Source organism: Cyclobacterium xiamenense, from assembly GCF_009467825.1.
GTDB classification, from domain to species: domain Bacteria; phylum Bacteroidota; class Bacteroidia; order Cytophagales; family Cyclobacteriaceae; genus Cyclobacterium; species Cyclobacterium xiamenense.
Map to the genome: position 1 here is coordinate 142780 of NZ_WIOK01000011.1, position 21813 is coordinate 164592.

The window sequence follows — 21813 nt, forward strand, 5'->3', positions numbered from 1 at the left end:
ATAATCTATTGTAAAATAGAAACTTATATTTCTATCTCCAAAACCATCTCCGAAATGCGCTCCGTTGTCGCATACACCACCCCTTGCCGATGCATAAAGGTCGTTTCCGGCGCATTGAGGCGTAGTTTTTCGCCCTTGCTATTGGATACTGGTACGCCCAATTCTTCATAAATCAGGCGGGTGGCAGCAAAATCCCAGATGCTGCCGCCTCCCTGTTGCGATCGGGGAAATTTTACGTAGCAGGCATTTGCGTGGGATAAGACAGCCAACGCATTCCGGACCGCGCCAAAACCACTATGGTACACCACCTCCCGGTAATTTTGTGCTATTGCCCATTGCTTCATCTGTTCGGTAAATGCGTTAAAATAATCGGCCGACTGCATGCTGCGATCCATATAGATGTGTAATTTCTTGTCTTCATCTACCTTTCCCAGGTTAAATGGCTGGCCATTCAGGACCACCCCTTCTCCCTTGACCGCACTGTAACAAAGATCCTCATCCGGTATATAGACTACGCCGATCAGCGGATCTCCGGATTGGGAAACAAGGGCAATGGAAACGGCATACCCCGGCCGCTGCTCCGTAAAGGGCAAGGTACCGTCCAGGGGGTCAATGCACCAGAAATAGTCCTTGTGTAATCGGGTTTGATCGTCGGCTGCTTCTTCCGTCAGTAAGCCCAGATCGTATTGCGCAATACCGGGTCGTAAATGGTTTAAAATGAGTTCCTGAGCCTTAAAATCAACTTCTGTCACCACCTGCGAAGCCCGGGAATGCGATCCCTCCTTTTCTTTATGTTTATATGGCTGATTGACCTGCGACTGAATCATTTTGCCTGCTTCTGTACTGGCTGAAATGACGCTTTGGCCAAGGGCAATAAGGATGTCTTTGTTCAGCATCTAAACGTAAGTTAATTCTTCCAATACGGACCGTGTCAGCCGTTCGCTGTACCCATGCATCTTCCAATGACCGGTACTCCAGCCATCCAGAAAACGATACAGATCGGCCCAGGCGAAGGCGTATAACTTCGTCCACTCTTTTTTAACCAATTGAAAATCAATAGACTTATCAAGCGCCCTTTCAAGTACATCAAAATAATGTGAAAGTAATTCATCCTCATAGTTTTCGCAGGCTTCTTCTGCAAAACAGCTACTGATAAAATAGGCAACATCTTTTATGCCACAGCCCTTTCCAACATATTGAAAATCCACGGCCGCCACCTGTTCTTCCGGGCTAAAACAGAAATTGGCCAGCTTGGCATCGCCGTGCACCAGGGTCTGAAAGGTAGCTTCATGGAGCCGTTGATCGATCGCCGAGGCGGCCTGCTTCAGAGGAGCATTTTTCATTTTCGCCCACTCATCGGGGCGGGTTTCCAGGTGCCAATAGGTGCCGACTTCCCAGAGGCCTATGGGCGGCACCCGCATAAATTTGGCATGGAAACGGGCCAGCCATGTCAGGCAGTTTTTAGCAGCTGCCAACGAAACCGTATCGGGCGTCAGACGTTTGGGAAAGCCTAAGGTATTGAGGTCTTCCATAATCAAGAGCCGCATGCTGCCTTTTGCTTCGGCATGCAATAATTGAGGCACTTTACACGCTGCTCCCGTTAACCGGGCATACTGCTCGTACCAGTAGCTTTCCACGGCATAGGATTTGATTTTACGTTGATGGGACAAATCGGTATTCCAACCCCGGGGGTGTTTACCAGATTCAGGTAATTGTATATGCTTGACAATAACCGACGGATACCTCCCTCCTTCTAAAACGTAGCGTTTGATCGAGCCGTACCCGCTCCATAAGGTTTGAACATGGGCGACTTCCCGGATGGCGGTGGCGCCGGTACAATGAAGAATTTGGGAGGCTATGGTAGACATGCTTCGTATAGTTCAATCGGTGTGTTTTTGATGAATGAAAAGGCAAAGACAACCAGTTAACCGGACTAACCGATCCTAAAATTAGGGAAATTTTCGATCTTACTGAGGCTTCTAAATTCCGTAAACCCGAACGTACATAAATCCCCCTTGCTAAGGGGGAAAAAGGGGGATTTTTTCGAGCCCATACCATTTTATCGCTTACCGGCACTTAGGTGGTGAAACGATTCCTCGGGCATGGCATCAATCCAGGCTTTTATCAGTTCCAGTCCTTCCCGGTGCACCAAACCCCGACCAATTTCCGGCATGGCCGCTCCCACTTGATTGGTACCCATCCGATAGGTCAAGATGGATTCGTTGCTTTTCCCCGGCCAAATGGCATAGGTAAAAGACCCGGCACCAAAGCCTGCTGCCACCGGCGTTTTGAACACCCCCAGTTTTGCGGGATCCGTTTCTTCGTAATTCAAGAATAAGCCAGAGGTACTTGCCGGACCTTCGGCGCGGTGGCAATGTGCGCAGTTGCTGTCCAAATAGGCCTTTGCCCTTAGGTTCAAATCCGATGAAATGTCGCTATAATCGACCATGGCGGGGTACGCCTGCAGTGGTTTCAACTCCTCCAGGTACCCGGCTTCTTCCCAGGCGATCAATTGGTTTCCTTTTCCAGGCAACGCATGGTTTAGCTGCTTTGCCTTCACACCCAGAGGCACCATTACCTCATTGCTATTGTGGCAGCTTTTGCATTGGGCCTGATTGGGAACGATGTATTTGACGAACTGTGCCTGCCCCTGTTGATCTACCCAGTCTACGGACACTTCCGCCCCGACGGCTTTGTAAATGGCGTCCGTCTGCTCCTCGTTCCAAAGGTAGGGAAAAGCTTCCCATGCCCCGTTTTTCTTGACCATAATCCGGGTCTCGATGACCCGGATCTTTTCCAAAGGGTATCTGAAGTCCGCCGGATAATAAAAATTTTTAATCAGCACCGTATTTTCCGGGAAATCGATGGTCCCCTCAGAATCGTCCTGAATAGTGGCACTTGCTCCTTCAGGCATCCAAATGTATCGGGTTTTGAATGCATAATCGGTAAAGAGAGACGAGGCAGGTTCATACAAAACAACACCTTTTCCCGGATTAAATTCCCTGATTTTACCTTTGAAAAATCCGTAATCGGAAAGTTTACTGAAAGGCATCTGATCGAAATTTACCGTATTGATGTCCACATCAGGTGCTTCCCATTCCCCATAGACCATCGGTTGATCTGTTGTTTCATTTTTAGTGGGCGCACTGCAGGCGCACAAGACAAAAAAGGCCAGAACGCTGTATATCAGATTGGTATTCATGGACTACCTGGTTGAGAGGGCGCGGACCTGTGTATGCACCTCCGTTTGACAATCAAAGGGCGCGTAATCACTGGAGGATTTGATGTTTTCTTCACCTTCCCAAAGATCAAAGAGGGTGAAGCGGAGTTGGGACATATCGGCTTCGCGAATACACACATTCATAGGGTTGGTTTTGATATCCGGACTGAGGCGCTTGTCCCAAAAACCATCATAGATGATGTCCTGTGTTTTTCCTTTTCCATGGGCATTGTAAACAGCGATTAATTGGCCGAATTCCTTGGTTACGTCCGGGAGTTGTGCCGATCGTTTATACTCGTTACCGTGGATATAAATATCGGAGGTAAAGGGCGACCAATTGGGAGCATCGGTAGGAAACCCCGTGATTTGATAGTTTGAGATGGCAATACCTACCGTTTTATTGTAATGGATGCGGTTATTGAAGATCTCCACCCCTTTCGCCGCCATCAAAATCAGCCCCGAACCGGGAGGGATTTGGGTCACCGTGTTGCCATTGGGCTGCTCGTTTAACGCAGTCGCGAAATTCACGTGATTATTGGAAAGGATGTCATTGTCGTAGATTTTAGTCCCCCTGCCTTCTGCCTTCGGTAATCCGGGGAGGTTGAAAACCAGGATACCGCCGGTATTGTCCCTGGCCGTGTTGCCAAACACTTCGGCGTTGTCGGAATTTTCGATTTCGATCCCCGCCACGTTTCCAAAGGCCAGGGAATTTTTTACAACAATGTTTTCCGATTGGCCTACGTAGATTCCGGCGTCCTTCGAATGAGAGGCGATACAGGCATCGATCAGTACATTTTTGCATTGTACCGGGTAGATGGCATACGTTCCATTTTTGGACTTGTCGCCATTGGTCCAGGTGACATTCACTTTTCTAAACGTGATGCCATCGCAATGTTGGCTTTTGATCCCGTCTCCGGGCGCGTCTTCCACACTGAGGTCCTCTATGGTTATGTTTTGCCCGACGAGCTTCACGCCTTCACCCCCCGATGTCAATTCTTTGAAAGAGAGTACGGTCTCTGCCATGCCGGCTCCTTTTATCGTGACGTTTTTTTTGTTGTCAAGGATCAGTTGGGTCTTTACGTTATAAAACCCGGCCGGAATCGCTATCGTGTCCCCGTCCTCCGCAAAGATAAATGCCTCAATCAATCGGTCAATTTCTTCCGGGCTTGCCCGAGGAACCTTGCTCGAATCGAAAGACTGCTCGGAGCTGCTGCGTTGACAACTCAGCAAGATAGTGGCCGAAAGCACTAATCCCACAGGAATACGCAAAGCCTTGATTTTTTGCACGAGTGAAAATGGTTGGTTATTTCAAAAATAGGTTAAACCGATTAATTTTTCGCTTGACAAATATCAAAAAATCACCGTTCCGACCGGATTCGGCTCAGCGTTTCAATATTAATCCCCAAAAAAGAAGCTATTTGTCCAATGGAGGCTTTTCGAATGATCTCCGGCTTTTCGTGTAACAATTCGGCATATCGTTCCCTGGCCGTTTTAAACTTGGAGAAAATCAAATGCTCTTCCAGTTTCACGTAATACGCCTCCAATACCGTTCGGTAAATGGTTGCCCATGTCGGCTCTCGATCAAATAGCTCGTTGAGTTGTTCTTTACCAAATTCCAGCACAACGGAATCTTCCAAAGCCTCGATGTTTTCATAGGTGGGCTGTTGGGTGATAAAGCCAGACATGGAAGTGATAAATTCTCCGGCAAGGCTAAAACTAATGGTAACATCCTTTACTTCTCTGTGGTAGAAACTCCGTACCATTCCTTGTTCAATAAAAAACAGTTTGTCGCAAATATCCCCTTCTCTAAGTAGCAACTCGCCCTTAGTAAATCTCTTTACAACGGATATGTCCAAAAAGGCACCGATGGAACGGCCTTTCAACCCGCTGAATTGGTTGAAGGTTTTCAACAGCAAATTGTGATCCGTTCGCATGATTTTTGGGGCTTCGTATTTTCGGGGGGCTTCCAGGAACAATTATCTCCGAATATATCGAAATTACCGGAATAATGGGGTACCCCCCCTTCCCATTTGCACAAATTGTTGCATGAAACCTTAAACACCGTTCTCCGTAAAAAGAACGCTATCCCCCTTTCTGACCCCGTAATCAACTATATAGTTAGATTTGGAAAACCGGTGGGTTGTTTTAAAAGCTATAAAAACGCCGGCGATGTGGATCGGAATTGTACCGACTACCCTTGCTTCCTCCAAAAATTTTCCCCGCTGCCGTATCCGTTACTTGTCTTCCCGTTCCTCCGAGCGAAAATAGGCAAACAGAAACACATAAAATAGACAAGAAACCAGGTGCCAAAGCGCATGGCCCTGAAAGATGGCATCCGGACCGGAGAATTTACCAGCAATATCCAGGTCCCGAATCCTTGAACCCAGCGTTATGGCGACCACCGCTGCCACAAACCAGCGGAACTGCACGTATCTACCCGGCTGAATCAGGCTAACGCCTGCAAAAAGCACTAAAATACCGGTGAGGTAACCGGATATTTCGGAAAAGGAATAGTCCCATTTGTAATACGAAAAATAAGCAGACCCGTAAACGACCATTACCGCAAGCACTGGCCAGCTGGGCATTGGCCGGCGGGTTCGGGGTACCCGCATCCTTGGCAGCCAACTTCCGATCGCAAACGCAGCGAGGCAAATCATCGTCGCATACATCCCCCCTACGTCACATTGCTGCCCGTACCGGGTCAGCGAGGCATGAAAGAAGCCGCTTCCCAGGCCGAGGTAAATGCCGGCAAGGCCAAAGAGAAACGTCTGTACAGGAGCAAAGGTCAGATACCCCCGCTGTAGGGGAAGTTTTCGTTTCCAGTCGTATATCGCCAGCGCAACCGCATAGAAGCCAAAACAAATGTATACAAGGTTGGACCAGGTATTCATCCGTGTTCGGAAAATACTATCCGGATAGATGCGCTCTGCGTATTTTGGAGCGGTGAATTCGCTTGCCGGCACCCAGTCGACCCATACCGGCACATCTTTGAATGCAGCGAAGGCAAGCACAGCCAGCAGGAAAACCAGACCGGTACCCCCCAGGCCAATCCCATGCACCCAAAGGGGAAGCCGATTGAGCTTTAATCGTTCAGCCATACCGACGTGTAAACGCTTTTCTACGGAAACCTGTTCCTGGGACATGGTTTATGTGCTTTGGGAATATTGACGGATACGACCATTTATGATTACCAGGGTTGTACTGGAATGGTTGGGCTTATTGCAAAACAAGATCGGATAATTCAACAATTTTCCAATGTAACGAAAATGAGTTTTACTCAATGCTATTTTTGATAGTTTATTGCGAGTAAAGTCAGCAACGGACGAATCGGACTGGTAAAGGAAAGGTATCGTCCGATGGAATACGCTGTTTAAGAACATTTTGGTCGTATCACTGACCGATTGATTCTAAGAATCGCCAAAATTAGCTGGAGACCCGCGGGATTCCTCGTCCGCATTTCCCATTTATTTCGTACCTTCATTCGGAAAAAACACACAAAACGATGAAAAAAAATATCCTTATTGGTGCCGGAGTCCTTGTATTGATTTTTATAATCTGGGTAGTGTACGGTTTGTTTTTTGCCACGCCGGCAAGTCCTCCGGCCACGGCTTCCTACAGTCAGGGCGGCTTGGAAATAAGCATCGACTACAGCCAGCCCTCCAAAAAAGGGCGGCTTATCTTTGGGGAAGAACCTGCCGGTGCCTTACAGCCCTACGGGAAATACTGGCGCCTTGGTGCCAATGCCGCCACGGAGATCACTTTTAATCAGGACGTAACCTTCGGCGGGAAACCAGTAGACGCTGGAACCTACCGCATGTATGCAGTGCCGGGAGCGGACGCATTTGAGGTGCGACTCAATAGTGAAACCGGCGTATTCTTTGGTGTAGCGGAACCGGATTATGCGTTGGATGTACTGACCGTTCAGGCTCCGGTCCAGAAAATCGATTCCGTGGTGGAGACCTTTACTATCGACATCCGCTCCTCGGATAATGGAGCCATCGTAGCCTTTAGCTGGGATGATGTCCTGTTTACTGTACCGGTAACCCTCCAATAATAAATATTCGCCACCGCTGCTCTCCCCCTCCTGAAACCAAGAGGGGGATTTGGTAAGAATCAGCTTGACGTTACTTTTCCAAGTATGATTCAATTAGTTTCAAAACGTTTAACAGTTCCTCCTCTACCTTACTATTCGAAAAGCGCAGCACTGTAATTCCATACGATTCGAGAATTGCATCCCTTTCCCGGTCGGCCAACCGTCGTTCTTCGATATAATGGGACGCACCGTCCAGCTCGATCGCCAGTCTTGCTTCCGGACAGTAAAAGCCCAAGATAAAATCTCCGAAACTGTGCTGCCGCCTAAACTTTTTACCCATTAGTTGCCGGCCTTTTAAGCATTGCCAAAGCTCAAATTCGGGCTGGTTGGGACTGTTGCGCAAGGCCTTTCTAGTTTCTTAGAGGAATTTTTTATTGTGCAGCTGTCCCATTTTTGCCGAAATTGTTTACAAAGTATGTTAACGTGATTTTATAGTAAATAACTTCAAGTTACAAACTATTAGCTAGTTATGTCAAATTATCTATGGTTTCTACAATCCTATCCTCCCCCTCCTGAAACCAGGAGGGGGCCGGGGGGAGGTCAAATGGAATAGCTTTACAGCATTGAATATAGGATACCTTTTCTACCCGGCTAACTGTCGGTCAATTTTGCCTCGTGAGTAGCGTATAGAATTACGCAATTATTCACCGCTGCTCTCCCCCTCCTGGAACCAGGAGGAGCCGGGGGGAGGTTCAGTCATTCCCATTCATCCCAAATTATCTCCTGAAAACTGCTCGAATGAAATACAAAAGTACTTTCGGGAAGATTCTGATCGACTGATAGATTTGTAAATTCGTAGGGGATCTCGGTTTGCCTCCGGTCTAACGTGACGATCTTTTCCGGAAAATGAGTAGATGCATTGATCCAAATATTGATTCGATGAAAACCCAGGTCGGTATTGCCGGAAGAAAGGGAAACCTTTTCGTAAATCGTACCAGCAAGAGGTTCATTTCCCAGGTATTCGGGCTTCCAATTTGAATCAAAGATCATAGAAAATGGCAGCGATGGTCCACCATCTTCATCGGCATCATTTGCTAAAAGTTGCAATTTTTCAAAAGAAGGAGATTCTCAGCATTTGATGGAGGAAAGCAGCGAATCCCTGCTGACTTAAGGTAGCTGGCGTTGATTGGTTAACGGCCGTTCGGGAAATCCGCCTTTCCATAACCCAAAGGAACGAGTCAGTAACCAGAAGAAATCGTAAAAGTGGCCTACACCTACGATTCGCACATCCTTCTGAATACCTATTCCTTGGCGATTTGTTCGGGGTCCAATTCTACAATCACTTCATTTCGGCGATTGATCGCTTCAAAGGGAGCATTGTATCCCAAAAAATAAAATTTATTCGTGTGTTCAATCCCTTCAGCGGCTAAAGCTACCAGTAACTTCTCCTTGTACTCCGCAATTCGTTCGTCCGATGCCCAACCGCCAAATCGAATTGCCGCAACCGTTTTGGCAGGTTCCTCACTAAATTTGATCTCGGATCGGTCTGGCTGCGGAAGGGTCTCTTGGGTATACTCCTTGGGAACCATAAACATCATCGTCATCGAGTCTTCCAGCGACATGGCCACGGGCGTGGTCATGGCAATCTTTTGCTTTTGTTCATTTCCTCCAAAAATATATCCAGCCAGGATGGAAAACCCGCGGTTGGAAGCGGCTTTGTAGCTATCGGAAGCGAGTTTGACAGTAGTAAACAGCCTTGCCTCATAGGAGCGAAGTTCGAAATCCGTGTAGGTTTTGAGAACTTTGTAGGGGTAGGTTTCCGTATTTTTTTGTTGCGTCATGGCATAAAGCTGTATCGCGATACCGATAAATAAGATGATTCCGAGTAAGACAACGATTGTTTTCATAGTAAGGTATTGGCTGCTGATCCGGTTTTCCTAACGCGTCACCGCTTGTATACCTAAGTACTTTACTACCGAATTTGTTTGCACGGTGGCTGATCAACCACTCTTTTTCTCCTTTGTACCAGTTAAACACTGTCTCCCCCGCTATTTGTTCCCCAAAGACAAGCTCGCCCAAACGGTATTTAAGACGCACATCTCCCAGGAAATAAGTATCTTGTGGTTTAAATAAAGTAAGCCATGAAACCCAACAACAGTAGCCTTGAAGGCATCCTATACGCAAACCTTTGCTTATTTTTTCTTTTTTTCTCCTCTGTTTCTGCCCTAAACGCACAAGACGGGGTTATTTCCGGTGAGTTTGTAGTCGAACCTCCTACCCTCCTAAACCTGGGATTCGAATGGAAAATTTCCGGTGACGCAAACCGCAATGCAAAAGTAGCGGTCAGCTACCGCAAGGAAGGCAGTTCGCAATGGCTGAAAGGCATGCCCCTACTTCGGATCGGAGGCGAGAAGATTTTCCGCGAAGCAGAACAGTTAGCATATACCGTGCCTCACCAGTTTGCGGGTAGCATTCTCGACCTAGAACCCGGAATCACCTACACCTGTCGTTTTGAACTTTCAGATCCGGATGGTGTGTCAGGAACTACCCTTAAGGAAGTAAACGTCACGACGCGAACGGTTCCAAAAGCCTACGAACAAGGACGAACGCTGCATGTGTATCCTCCTGGATTTAACGGAGAAAAGATGCAACCCGCCTTCGAGGGGCTTAAACAGGCGTATTATGGATCCGGGCTGGGAGACTGGTCGGTGGTAAGCGAGAGAACGGTACAGCCTGGAGACATTATTCTGGTGCATGCCGGCACCTACAAAGCCGATTTATTGGACTATGTGGACCCCCACGGGATTCCATTTGACGGGACGTATGTTTTGAATGTCAAAGCCACGGAAGAAAAGCCCATTGTCATTCGTGGCGCGGGAGATGGGGCCGCTATTTTTGACGGCAACGGTGCCCACCGGTTATTTGATGTGATGGGTACCCAACATCATATTTTTGAGAATCTTACTTTCCGGAACACGGACATCGTGTTTGCAGCCGGCACGAAAGGAGTAGTCGGAGCCAGCAACCTAACGATCCGCAATTGCCGGATGGAAGAAGTGGGCTTGGGACTGATTTCGGAATTCGCGGGATCCAGGGATTTCTACATCGCCGATAACGTGATTTTGGGAAGGGATCCGCGCAATCATCTGGTAGGCTGGGCCAATCCGGCCCCCTATCCCCCCAGTCCGTTGAAGAGTTATATGGGAATTAAAGTTTACGGTTCAGGCCACGTTATTTGTCACAATGCCGTCGCTTTTTTTCACGACGGTATCAACGTTTCCACCTACGGAACGCCAGAGGAATCACAGGATTTAAAGGCTGTCTCCATCGATATATACAATAACGACCTGCACCTGATGGTCGATGACTTCATCGAAGCAGACGGGGGCGTACATAATATCCGGATCATGCGAAATCGCGGGGTTAATTCGGGACAATGTGCATTGAGTGCCCAGCCGGTTTTTGGCGGCCCGGCCTATTTTATTCGGAATGTTGTCTACCACATACCCAACGGATTTGCATTTAAATTCATGGCCAAACCTGCCGGGCTGATCGTTTACCACAACACCATCATTGCAGAAAATCGGAATACCCAGACTTTTTCAAACGCCCATTTTCGGAACAACCTGTTTATGGGTACCGAGGTTCCCGGCAGGCCGGTAAATGCCTTTCCCTTTGCGACGGCTTATTCGACTTCCGATTACAACGGGTACCGGCCCAACCCCGATACCGAAAACCATTTTCTTTACCTGGGACCAGGGAAGGATAAGACGTACGATTACGAGTTAAGCAATGAGGACCTACACCGCTTTTCCTCGCTGGAAGCCTTACATGCCGCCAGCGGTTTGGAGGCCAATGGCGTACTGGTAGACTACGAGGTATTCAACGAAATGACTGCTCCCGACCCCGAAAACCCCCACGGTATTTACCATGCCGAAGATTTGAACTTCACCCTGCATCCATCCGGAAAAGCTGTGGATAAAGGCACCGTGATTCCCAATATTAACGATCAGTACTCGGGAAAGGCTCCCGATTTGGGGGCCCTGGAAGCTGGTGATCCGCCTCCCATCTATGGCCCGAGGAGCTTGAAGGATCGAAATTGGTACCGATAATCGGTGTATTTTGGGCATCGAGAAACAGAGGAGGTATCTGTAGAACTACCGCATCGTTGCCGGTTTACCTGTTCTTTTCGGGATTGCACGAGGCTCGGTCCACTCACGCTTTTACTAGGCGGTGCAAAGCGAGCAGAAACGCACCATGCTTTTGGTTTCGGGGTGATCAGTTATCGGTCAGGTATTCCACCAGGGCCTTTACAATCGGTTTTGGTAGGTAGTCCCGGTCAAATAGCAGTGGATAATCTGTTCTACCCCGAACGGGCCAGTTGTTTTTCCAGGAGTGCCTGTCGGTAATACCCCAGGTGGTGACTCGACTAATGTTATCGGCATGTTTCAGAAACAACTGGAAAAAGTCCAGATACCGTTGGGTAAAGGCGGCTGACACCTCTTCCGGCAAACCTTGGGTATAGGGATTCAACGTTTCCTGATAAGCCTTTGTGTCAGAAATTTCCGCACCCGATCGATTCCCGGGCGAAGGCAGCACCGTCAGGTCCAGTTCCGTAATCATCACAGTTACGCCCAGATCGGAAAAGGCGACAATGCTTTTTTCAAATTCATCCAGGGAGGGGTAGTTCATGCCTACATGCCCCTGCATGCCAATGCCGTCTATTCGCAATCCTTTTTCTTGTAAGGTTCGTACCATTTTCACTACTCCTGCCCTTTTGCCCGCATTCGCCATGGAATAATCGTTGTAATACAAGGCCGCCTGTGGGTCCGCTTCATGGGCAAATTGAAAAGCCAGGTGGATAAATTCCTCGCCCAGGATCTGATAAAATTTACTTTCACGGTAGGAGCCGTCGTCCAGGATCGCCTCATTGACCACATCCCAGCCATGGATTCTGCCTTTATACCTCCCCACCACGGTCTTTATATGGGTTTCCATCCGCTGTTTCAACTGCTCCGCAGAAACTTCATTTCCCTGTTTGTCGGTAAAAAACCAATCCGGTGCCTGGGAGTGCCAGATCAGTGTATGGCCAACGATGTGCATGTCGTTCTTCTCTCCAAATGCGACAAATGCGTCGGCGAGGTCAAAGGCAAACTCCCCTTCCCGGGGCTGGATGCGTTCACTTTTCATCACATTCTCCGGAGTGATGGAATTAAAGTGGCGCTGCAATAAATCGATTGCCGGCCCATCTTCTCCGGTAATTTGCCGCCGATTCATGGCTGCACCCACATAAAATGTATCGGCAAATAGTTCTTTTAGCTGCAGGTCGGCACCTGCTAAAGAAGACCCATCGGGTTCGGTTTGCGCCTGGCTCCCAAACATGGTAAAAAAAACGACTACAAGTAATGCTGCTTTCATCAATTCGGTAGTTTAGTAGAAAATGGCATCGAAAAATGCCTTCATTTTTGCCGCATAGGGTACCCCATACCGTTTAAACGTGTCCCTGGTCTGAGCATCCGGCTTCCAATCGAAAAACGCATGCCCTGCTCCCGGCACCTCCAGGTAGCTAACCTCTTGCCCTTTTGCCTGCAACTCCACCACGTATTGCTGAACCATCCGCTCAGTGATAAGGGAGTCGTTTGCTCCCCGAACAATGAAATGGGGTAGTTTTCGTATTTCGGCCTTGGGTACGTGCCGGATCGGAGACACGGCATCCCAGTAGGCGGCATCCGTTTGGCGTAGGAAGTTCTTGAAATCCGCCGCATCGGATGGTCCATAGCTGGGTGCAACCGCTTTTATTGCTGCCGTAATTTCCTGTTTCACCTGCTCCAGCGATTTGCCAGGCGGTACGTACACGGGCTTGAATTCGTAGATTCCCTCTTTTTCTCCGAAGCCAGCAGTACCAATGGATGGGCTGAATACGGCCGCGGCTTCTGAAAGATGTCCGCCGGCACTGTCACCCGTTAAGGCAATTCTCCCGGGATCCGCACCATACGCTACAGCATGGGCTTGTATATGGGCAATCGCACCAAATACGTCCTCGATCAGCTGGTGCATGGAATTAGGCGTTTCGTCCCCATCCAAGTTGTTAATCCATCGGTAGTCGATGCTAAAAACCACGTAGTTGCCCCCTTTGGTCAGTTCCCGTGCCAAACCGCGCATGATGTCTTCGTTATTGGAAGACCAACCCCCGCCGTGGACGATAATTATAGCGGGGAGCTCTCGGGCACCAATGGGGGAATACACATCGTATTTCAACGGCTTTTTTCCCGGTCTTGCATAGATAACGTCCTGTTTTACATGAAGATGTGCAACCAGGGACGCCTCGATAAAGGTTGCGCCCAGCAGTAGGTCATCATCTACGGAAATGGTCACCTCGGGGATAAAATACTCCCTACTTGTCGTTCCCCACATGCCGCCCTTTACGGTGCAATAAATTGCATCCAGGCTGTACCCGGCTTCGGGACAGGCGGCGATGGTTAGTTCGGTACCGGCCGATACCCTGCCATCTGCGGGAAGTTGCGGGTGGAGGGTATAGCTGCCCTTTTCAGGCGGAACCAGCGTTACCTGAAAGGTTTGATTCCCTTCCTTACCAGTCGTATCGGAATCGAGTTTTGTCATAGATTGTAAAAATAGCCCCGGTATAAACGGGGGGATAACCTAATAAACTAATCGGTTCGGGTAGTTCATTCGGAATCTTTCCCTATTTGATACTGGAATTAGTTCTGTCGCCCTTCTCCACTGAAATGGAGACATTCACCGGGTTGGACGATCACCGCTCGTCTACAGTAAATGGAATTTTTCGCGAGAATGGCTACATTTATTCCTATTTCATCAACTTGACCGAATTGGTCCGAAAACATTTGGGTCGCATTTATCGGCTTTTCCGGAGCGATTATCGGTTCGTTGGCCATGCTAGCCGGCACCCCGCTCTCCCATTACCTACAGCGGCAGAGAAGGAGTGCGCACGCAAAGACCTGCTGCTGAAACTTCTAAACGATGGTGCGCACGATTGGCGGGAGTTGGAGACGCATCAACACCTGATCGGTGCCGATGAGGCGACTACCAAGCGTTTGCTTATCGATATCGGTGCACGGGCCTCCGAAAACGGCAACCCGATCTGGGCGCTGATCGGCAAACAACTCCTTCCCCGAAAACGCTGAGCCAATTAGTTCCCGGCCTTGATGTAGGCCCAACCCTGTTCCTGTTTGAGGATGATTTCTGCCAACGCCGAAGGTACCGTAATCACCCCGGAAATCAAGTCCTCCTTGGATGCTTTGGCACGGCGCATGGTATTTTCGCAGGCGGCAAATACCACCCCGCGTCCAAGCAAATCGGTCACACCCGCTGCTACCTGACTTTCCGCATGCAGCACCAGCGGCAGGGCGGTTCCATGGCAAATAACTTCGATTTCTGCATTGGGCAGTGCACGGAGGATATTGTTTAGTTGGCCGATAACCTGCTGTTGATCGGAATTTTCTCCTTTGGTCACCTGAAAGATAACCCGGTGTTTTTCCTGGTCCACAACCTGAGCGGACAAGAGTACTGGACTTGTCAGGAACAGTACGAGTGCTACAAAGCGAAGGATTGGTTTCATAGAATGATGATTTTTTTGACGCCTGCAAAATGGCAGACTGGGAATCGCGTAAGGCTTGTCGGTATCACGCCAGGTGCCCAGCGTCATGCGAGATTCCGTGATGCTTACCTAATTTGCCCGAATATACGGTTATTTTTTAATTATTATGCGTTCAGTTCCTGCTCCTTTTTCGGCGTGGATGCCTGCACCAGGTCGTCGAAAATCAGGTACAAACAGGGTACGATCACCAAAATGATAGCCGTAGCGAAAATAATTCCAAAGCCCAGAGAGATGGCCATGGGGATCAGTTGCATGGCCTGACTGGAAGTCTCCAAAATAATCGGGGTCAGGCCACCGAAAGTGGTCAGGGTGGTCAGGACGATGGGGCGGAAACGGCGTACCCCGGCCTCATGGATCGCCTCGTAGGCCGAAGTCGCCTTGTCTCGGTTCTTGTTGGCATAGTCGATCATGATCAACGAGTCGTTGACCACTACACCAGACAGTGCAATGACCCCCATCAGGCTGACCAACGACAGGTCGTATCCCAGGAGTATGTGCCCAATGACCGCGCCTACAATACCGAAAGGAATGGCAAGCATGATCACAATGGGCTGGGTATAGCTGCCCAATGCAACAGCCAGTAAACAGAAAATAAGCAGCATGGCAATGACAAAACCGGACCAAAGGGCGGCTGTAGACTCCCGCATCTCAGCCTGACTACCTTCGTAGGTCCAGGAAACACCGGGGAAGTCGGCGCGCAATTGAGGCAATACCCGCTCATTGAGAGCCTTTAGCACACGGGTTTGAGCAGCGGGTGGTTCCACGTCCATTCCCACATTTACTACGCGCTTGCCATCCCGGCGATTGATATTGGTAAAGGTCTCTCCTTCTTTGATACGCACCACATCAAGCAACGGAACAGCCACGCCATTGGGCGCCTGAATAATAAAGTCTTCCAGGTAATCCATGTCTTTTCGTTCTTCCAATGGCAGTTTTACCCGTACTTCAAATTCGTTGATCCCTCGCAGCTGCCGCATGGCCAATGCCCCGAAAAAGGCATCCCGGATTTGTTGGCCCACGATATTCGGGGTAAGTCCCAGATTCCGGCCTTCCGGTAGCAATTCGAATCCCAGTTGCAGCTTTCCCTTATTATAGTTGTCGCTGACATCCCGGGTCTCGGAAAAGTCCTGCACCCGTTGCAAAAATTCTGCACTGGCCCGCTCCAGTACGTTGATATCGGGATGGCTTAAATCCACGCTGATATCCTGCCTGGCTCCTCCCGGACCCCGCTCGGCTTCAAAGTTGATTTGGTCCACGCCTTTGATATCCCCAATATTGTCTCGCCAGAGTTCGATCAGTTCTTTCGGGCCCATCTCCCGTTCGTCCGGTGGTTTCATGACGATTTCCACGTCAATAAAATCCTTTCCCCGGACATTTGTTTTTACCCCATAGGCCACCTCGTACAGGTTGTGCGTTTCAAACATCTTTCGGGTATTGGTGGTGATTTCCTCTGCAATTTTCGCCGCCTGATCGTTGGTGGTGCCCACCGGAAGGCGAACGGCGGCTTCAATCTCATCGGCAGCTACTTCCGGCATCAATACCATGCCCATGTGGTCGCTGTAGCCAAAACCGCCGACCAGGATCAGCAAGGAAATAGCCGCCGAAAAGGTCAGGTAGCGGTTCCGTAGACAAAGGTTGAGAAATGGTTTGTAGGTACGGTTGACGAAGCGATTAAAACCAGCAGCAATGGTACCCTGCCAGGTCTCCAGCGTTAAAATCCAGCGGTGTTTTCTTGTTTTGGGCGCCTGGGTCACGTGGGAAGGAAGTATAAACAACGCTTCGAAGAGGGATACAAAAAGCACGACGATGACCACGACGGGGAGTGGCCACCAGTATTTCCCGGTTTCACCCGGAATAAACAGCAGCGGAACAAATGCAATGACCGTAGTCAGGATGCTAATAATCACCGGTTTGGAGACATCCCTGGCTCCGAGTATGGCAGCATCCATGTAGGAATAGCCCTTTTGGCGGTATTCGTAGATGTTCTCACCTACCACAATGGCGTCATCCACGACGATTCCCAGCACGATCAGAAAACCAAACATGGAAATCATGTTAATGCTGATTCCTACTGCGGGAAAGAACAACATGGCCCCGACAAAGGAGATGGTCATCCCCATCATTACCCAGAACGCAAGCCGGTATTCCAAAAACAACCCCAGAATTACCAGAACGATCAAAATCGCCATCAGGCCGTTTTCTGTAAGCAGGGACAGGCGTTCGCGGAAATCTTCCGCCCGGTTGCTTTCGATCCGAACCTGAACTCCCGGTGGCAGACTGGATTCAAACTCTTTCAGGATGGCCTTGACTGTGGCCTCGATTTCCAGCGGGGATTGCTTTCCAATGCGAAAGACCTCCAGGTCCACGGTATTTTGTTGCTCAAATTGCCCGTGAAATCCTACCTCCTCGAAGCCATCCCGGATACTGGCGATGTCTCCCAGGGTAACGGTAGACCCGGATTCGGAGGAGATAATGTCGATTTTGGCAAATTCTTCTGCTACCAGTTTTCGCTCCTCCATGCGGAGCAAAATTTCTCCGGAAAGGGTCTCGATGGAACCAGCCGGAATATCCCGGCTGGAGTTTTCGATCAGGTCGGCTACCTGCCCCAGTGTAAGGTTGTATTTGAGCAGGGTGTTTCGGGGGATCTCCACATGGGTGACAAAGTCGGGGACATTGCCGATCTCTACCTGCGTGATTTGATCGTTGCTGAGCAAACGTGTGCGCAGCCTTTCTGCCAGAATCCGCAGGGTCCACACGTCTACATCTCCGTAAATCCCTACCTGCATGACGTCCATTTGTTGGTTTTGCAGGATGATCTGGGGACGCTCGATGTCATCGGGAAACGTTTGGACCCGACTTACTGCCTGGTTGATATCCTGCAAGGCCTTCATCCGGTCCGTTCCCGGAATCAGCCAAATTTCTACCGTACCAGAGCCTTCGTTAGCAGTAGAAATGATCTCTTTGATGCCCTGTACTTCCCTCACCTTTTCTTCCACCGGAAGTACAATGCCTTGTTCCACCTCCTCTGGCGCCGCTCCCGGATAGACCACCGAGACTTCCACGATATCCAATTGAAATTGGGGAAAAACCTCCTTTTGGATGGAATACATCGTATAGATGCCACCGGCCAAAAAGATGATCATCAGCAAGTTAGTGATGATGGGCCGCCTGGCCATAAAGGCAATGGGGCCTTTTTCGGTTTCAAGGTTTTCGTGTTCCTTCATGCGTTTGCTTGTTAATCTTCGTCCAGACGAAGCGGTGATCCATTCACCACGGTGGCCAAATCGGTCGCCACTACCCGGGCATTTGCTTCCAGACCGCTGTCGATGTAGGCAAACTCCTGATCCTCAAAACGGATGTTTACGTTCTTAATAGCGAGTTCCCCTTTCTGCATCACCCAAACGGTATTGCCTGGACGGATGTATTGCCGTTCCAGGCGCGTTACATTCTTCAGTTGCCGTGCCTGTATCTGTACTTCTACAAAAGTCCCGATGATCAGGGGCGGTTTGCTTGGATCCGGTGTTCGCCGCATCAGGGGGTCGTCCACCCGGATGATCACCCTTGCCAGCCGGGTTTGGCCGTCCAGCGAGCCTACGAGGCGCGACACCCGGCCTTCTCTGTACTGTCCGGGCTCCCAGGCAGCGGGATGCACGATTTTTACGGGGGCACCACTTCCGGCCGTATTTTCGTCGATATCCAGCCAGTTAACTTTGGAAAGGGGTACGTTGGCCATCACCCAGTACTCGTCGATGCCAACCAGTCTTCCCAGATCTGATCCGGGAGCGATTTGCGAGCCCAGGTTGACGTTTCGGGAAAGAATGTGCGCGTCGAATGGAGCCCGTATACTGGCGCGTTCCAAATCCAACGATGCCTGGTTGACGGCAGCTTCGGCCGCCGCCACATTTGCCCTGGCCGCCTCCAGCTGGGGTTTGCGCAATACCAGGTTTCGGTTCTCCGGAGAGAGTTCGTCGCCAATTAACTCGTAATCCTTTTGCGCCACGTCCTGTCGACCCAGCTCCACCTCGTAATCCGATTGGGCAAGCGCCAAATCGCTTTTCCGAAGCATGAGTGTATTCTCAAAATCGGCTGGATTAATCTGAACCAGCAGCTCTCCCTTTTTCACATAAGCCCCGGGAACAAACCGGGAAGCAATTTGGGTGATCTCCCCTCCTACCTGATTGCTGAGCGAAATATCCGTTGCCGGTTGGACAATACCCGTGGCCACCACGGTGGGCGTAAAATCTCCCTGTTCGGCCTCGACCACATCGACCAACATGGCGGTGGTTTTGGAGGCACCCTCCATTTCTGCTTCAGGGGCGGTCCAGAAAAAGATCATGGCCGCCAGCATGCTGCCGGCAAGTAGTCCCAGGCTAATCCATACGGTTTTCTTTTTCGTCATTTTGAGGGGATTGGGTTGTCATTTCGAGTAATTTCTCCATCGTTTTCCGCGGGCGTTTCAAATCCGCCAGCCAGCGCCCGGTATAGCGCCAACCGAAACAGTAGCTGATCCAGCCGAGCACCTACCAAATCCCGCTTCAGCTGCTGCATCTGGTCCAGACTGACCAGTACGTCCAGGTAAGCAATGGAGCCGTTTAGGTATTCCACACGCAATTGTCCAAACGCACGCTCAGCTAGATTCAATTGGTTTTCCAGGTACCCGATCCGCTTTTTTTGCAGGCTTTCCCGCACCAGCGCATCTTCTACTTCTTGAAGGGCTTGCAAGACCGTCTGACCGTAGACCTGAACTTGCTGCTCCCGGAATGCTTCCGCCCGATCCTTTTCGGCGTTCAGGCGCCCTCCATAGAAAAGCGGCATCAGTAAACTGCTTGTCAGAGATGCAGCCTGGGATTCCACCAGGTTTGTGAGCGTATTGGAACGAAGGGCTCCTGTCAGATTGAATGTCAGTCGCGGATAGGTGTTGCTAATTGCCACCGCCACTTCCCGGTCAGCAGCCATCATGCGGTAAAAACTGCTTTGTACGTCCGGTCGGCGATTGATCAACTCCATGGGTAACCCCGCATCCGGTAAAGGACTCAACTCGGGAAGCGTTCCTGTCTGCTCCCCGGAAAGAGTTCCCGGTGCGGTTCCCAGTAGAACGGCCAGTCGATTGCGGAGCGTTCTAACCTCCATTTCAATGGCAGTCGCTTCTTCTTCGGTATTTTGTATCAATTGTTGCTGTCGAAGAATGTCCACCCCCCGCACCTGACCGCTGGCGAATCGCGCCCGAATTAAGGCCAAAACCTGCTCGTTGTATTCGGTTTGCTCTCGGATAAGGGCCAGTTGTTGCTGAAAGGCCTGCAAGGAAAACCAGGTCAAGGCTACTTCTCCCGCCACGCTAATGGCCAGTGTCTGATAGTCCAAAAAACTGGCTTTCAGGCGATCTTCCGCAGCCAACTTGCTTTGTTTAACCCTTCCCCAAAGGTCTACCTCGTAACTGCTACGAAGAGATAACTGGGTATTTTCACCACCCACGAAATCCGGAACAGGTCTACTGGCTCCACCTTGCAGTTCCAAGAACACCTGCGGTACCCGTTCCGAAGCAATAATGGCCACATCGCTTGCATTTTGGGCTACCTGAAACCAGGAACTCTTCAGGTCAAGGTTTTGCCTGAGTGCGCTGTCAATCAACAAATTCAGCTCTGCGTCGCCAAAATTGACCCACCAGTCTGCCTGCATTTCGGATTCTCCTGTGGGTAAGGAAAAGTCTTCGGGGACGGTCACCGGAATATCAGCGGTGGTTACTCGATTTCCGCATCCCGTGGCAACAGCGATTAGAACTATCGGCCAGACAAGGTGGCTAGCCAACGTCCGAAAATGCCGGACCAAAGGAACATAGTGGGTATAAAAGCTAGGGTTATTGGGCAAAAGACAGTTGGTTTTTATCGAAGTTACACATGATATCCCGGTAATTCCTAACCGCTCATCCACTTTCGGCAGGGGTATTGGCCGTAATGACGCCAAAACTGCACGGCACGTTCCCACTACAGATAGGTACTCACCGGGGTAAATCGAAATGTAGCGGAACAATTTGAAGGAAATCTGAATAACGGAAGTACTCCGTTAAATGCAACTTCCGAAAATAGAGGTAATAGATTGAATTCCAGGGAATAATACAATCGGTAAATCGGTTGGGTTCCGTTATATTCTTTTGTTTGACACAGTAGTTTCAACAGATTTCTCATAAAGCCACCTTCATGAAGCGATTCCCGATGCCAGGGCTAACCTGTAAATCTTCCATACAGATCATGGTATTGGCTTTATAACGCTTTCTTCGGAGCGGCGGTGCTGGTTTATCGGATGGGTTCTTTTAGCTTCTCCAAAAGTTCTTCGTAGTCAAATTGCAGATCTTCGTGCAAATTGGCAAGCAGCTTTTCAATTTTCCCGACCTGAAGGGCATACAGGTTGTCGATGACCGGATAGCGGTAATCCAGGTATCCCAATTCCTCGATTTTCTGGCAAAAGAAAGCAATCAGTTCAATTTTTGCGACGGGGTCTTTGGTCAGTTTTAGGTTTTTGTTGAGGATGCGCCGCACGCTTTGAGCGGATTTTTTGGCAGCATAATAGTTCCGGGTGTTTGCGGAGAAAAAGGCGGTTTCCAGGTCTTCTTTTACCGTAGCCACAAAAAGGGTGGCATCCTCGCTATCAAACAGCTTGAAATAGAGAAAGGTCTTATTGTCCCGGCTGAGTTTGCTTAGCTGCAGTATCAATTCGACCAGTTCCTTCGGTTCCTTTTGTTGAAGCTCTTTCTTTAAACTGCTTAAACTGGGTAATTGCATGGTATGGTTTCCCTAATTTGGTGAACATAGCTTAGCTCGTAAAAGTACATTCTTTTCTAAAAATACGAAGCGACATGCCTATCTATTATTGGAACCGTCAAATAACAGGCAAGCCCGCATACCCCCTTACCGCCGGTAGGTCAAAGTA

General features: G+C 49.6%; 19 protein-coding genes. 3 read left to right on the top strand and 16 right to left on the bottom strand.

All coding sequences use genetic code 11. The annotated features are described in order from the left end of the window. Positions 1 to 23: 23 nt before the first annotated feature. From GCU44_RS10695 to GCU44_RS10720, 6 genes are all read right to left on the bottom strand, one after another. Positions 24 to 896, bottom strand: coding sequence for a 3'(2'),5'-bisphosphate nucleotidase CysQ family protein (locus GCU44_RS10695; protein ID WP_154856387.1), 873 nt, complete (start codon positions 894 to 896; stop codon positions 24 to 26). Beyond that, complete coding sequence (locus GCU44_RS10700; protein WP_154856388.1) at positions 897 to 1868, bottom strand: phosphotransferase; 972 nt, start codon at positions 1866 to 1868, stop codon at positions 897 to 899. A 191-nt stretch (positions 1869 to 2059) separates the two neighbouring features. Then, positions 2060 to 3202 (bottom strand): SO2930 family diheme c-type cytochrome, encoded by a 1143-nt coding sequence (locus GCU44_RS10705; RefSeq protein ID WP_154856389.1) that lies wholly within the window; start codon positions 3200 to 3202, stop codon positions 2060 to 2062. A gap of 3 nt (positions 3203 to 3205) precedes the next feature. Next, positions 3206 to 4507 (bottom strand): parallel beta-helix domain-containing protein, encoded by a 1302-nt coding sequence (locus GCU44_RS10710; protein WP_154856390.1) that lies wholly within the window; start codon positions 4505 to 4507, stop codon positions 3206 to 3208. 71 nt (positions 4508 to 4578) lie between these two features. Further along, on the bottom strand, positions 4579 to 5154 hold the full coding sequence (locus GCU44_RS10715) for a Crp/Fnr family transcriptional regulator (protein ID WP_154856391.1): 576 nt from the start codon (positions 5152 to 5154) through the stop codon (positions 4579 to 4581). A 300-nt stretch (positions 5155 to 5454) separates the two neighbouring features. Continuing rightward, a complete protein-coding gene (locus GCU44_RS10720; protein WP_154856392.1) occupies positions 5455 to 6363 on the bottom strand; it encodes a ceramidase domain-containing protein in 909 nt (302 codons plus the stop codon). A gap of 359 nt (positions 6364 to 6722) precedes the next feature. Between GCU44_RS10720 and GCU44_RS10725 the strand changes: the two genes are divergently transcribed. Next, positions 6723 to 7274, top strand: a complete 552-nt coding sequence (locus GCU44_RS10725) for a DUF2911 domain-containing protein (protein WP_154856393.1) — start codon at positions 6723 to 6725, stop codon at positions 7272 to 7274. Between the two features lie 70 nt (positions 7275 to 7344). Here the strand turns inward: GCU44_RS10725 and GCU44_RS10730 are convergent, their stop codons facing one another. The 3 genes from GCU44_RS10730 to GCU44_RS10740 form a co-directional block, all read right to left on the bottom strand. Continuing rightward, positions 7345 to 7656 carry an endonuclease domain-containing protein gene (locus tag GCU44_RS10730; RefSeq protein WP_241684906.1) on the bottom strand — a complete coding sequence of 104 codons (312 nt, stop codon included), beginning with the start codon at positions 7654 to 7656 and terminating at the stop codon, positions 7345 to 7347. Between the two features lie 353 nt (positions 7657 to 8009). Then, the gene (locus GCU44_RS10735; RefSeq protein ID WP_154856394.1) at positions 8010 to 8360 is read right to left on the bottom strand and encodes a LolA family protein; all 351 of its coding nucleotides are present in this window, start codon (positions 8358 to 8360) and stop codon (positions 8010 to 8012) included. 194 nt (positions 8361 to 8554) lie between these two features. Then, positions 8555 to 9160, bottom strand: coding sequence for an SOUL family heme-binding protein (locus tag GCU44_RS10740; RefSeq protein WP_154856395.1), 606 nt, complete (start codon positions 9158 to 9160; stop codon positions 8555 to 8557). Positions 9161 to 9394: 234 nt separating this feature from the next. Between GCU44_RS10740 and GCU44_RS10745 the strand changes: the two genes are divergently transcribed. After that, on the top strand, positions 9395 to 11365 hold the full coding sequence (locus tag GCU44_RS10745) for a right-handed parallel beta-helix repeat-containing protein (RefSeq protein ID WP_154856396.1): 1971 nt from the start codon (positions 9395 to 9397) through the stop codon (positions 11363 to 11365). 166 nt (positions 11366 to 11531) lie between these two features. Here GCU44_RS10745 and GCU44_RS10750 read toward each other — a convergent pair whose 3' ends face one another. Then, complete coding sequence (locus GCU44_RS10750; RefSeq protein ID WP_154856397.1) at positions 11532 to 12671, bottom strand: endo-1,4-beta-xylanase; 1140 nt, start codon at positions 12669 to 12671, stop codon at positions 11532 to 11534. A gap of 12 nt (positions 12672 to 12683) precedes the next feature. Further along, a complete protein-coding gene (locus tag GCU44_RS10755) occupies positions 12684 to 13874 on the bottom strand; it encodes an alpha/beta hydrolase (protein WP_154856398.1) in 1191 nt (396 codons plus the stop codon). 86 nt (positions 13875 to 13960) lie between these two features. Between GCU44_RS10755 and GCU44_RS10760 the strand changes: the two genes are divergently transcribed. Next, the gene (locus GCU44_RS10760; protein WP_154856399.1) at positions 13961 to 14416 is read left to right on the top strand and encodes a hypothetical protein; all 456 of its coding nucleotides are present in this window, start codon (positions 13961 to 13963) and stop codon (positions 14414 to 14416) included. 5 nt (positions 14417 to 14421) lie between these two features. Here GCU44_RS10760 and GCU44_RS10765 read toward each other — a convergent pair whose 3' ends face one another. The 5 genes from GCU44_RS10765 to GCU44_RS10785 all read right to left on the bottom strand — a co-directional run bounded on the left by GCU44_RS10765 (position 14422) and on the right by GCU44_RS10785 (position 21665). Continuing rightward, complete coding sequence (locus GCU44_RS10765) at positions 14422 to 14850, bottom strand: DsrE family protein (RefSeq protein ID WP_161993921.1); 429 nt, start codon at positions 14848 to 14850, stop codon at positions 14422 to 14424. Between the two features lie 143 nt (positions 14851 to 14993). After that, the gene (locus tag GCU44_RS10770; protein WP_154856401.1) at positions 14994 to 18113 is read right to left on the bottom strand and encodes an efflux RND transporter permease subunit; all 3120 of its coding nucleotides are present in this window, start codon (positions 18111 to 18113) and stop codon (positions 14994 to 14996) included. Between the two features lie 11 nt (positions 18114 to 18124). After that, on the bottom strand, positions 18125 to 19288 hold the full coding sequence (locus GCU44_RS10775) for an efflux RND transporter periplasmic adaptor subunit (RefSeq protein WP_154856402.1): 1164 nt from the start codon (positions 19286 to 19288) through the stop codon (positions 18125 to 18127). Then, positions 19285 to 20754 carry an efflux transporter outer membrane subunit gene (locus tag GCU44_RS10780; RefSeq protein ID WP_154856403.1) on the bottom strand — a complete coding sequence of 490 codons (1470 nt, stop codon included), beginning with the start codon at positions 20752 to 20754 and terminating at the stop codon, positions 19285 to 19287. Before GCU44_RS10780 ends, GCU44_RS10775 begins: the two co-directional genes overlap by 4 nt. Positions 20755 to 21179: 425 nt before the next feature. Then, on the bottom strand, positions 21180 to 21665 hold the full coding sequence (locus tag GCU44_RS10785) for a hypothetical protein (RefSeq protein WP_154856404.1): 486 nt from the start codon (positions 21663 to 21665) through the stop codon (positions 21180 to 21182). Positions 21666 to 21813: the final 148 nt, after the last annotated feature.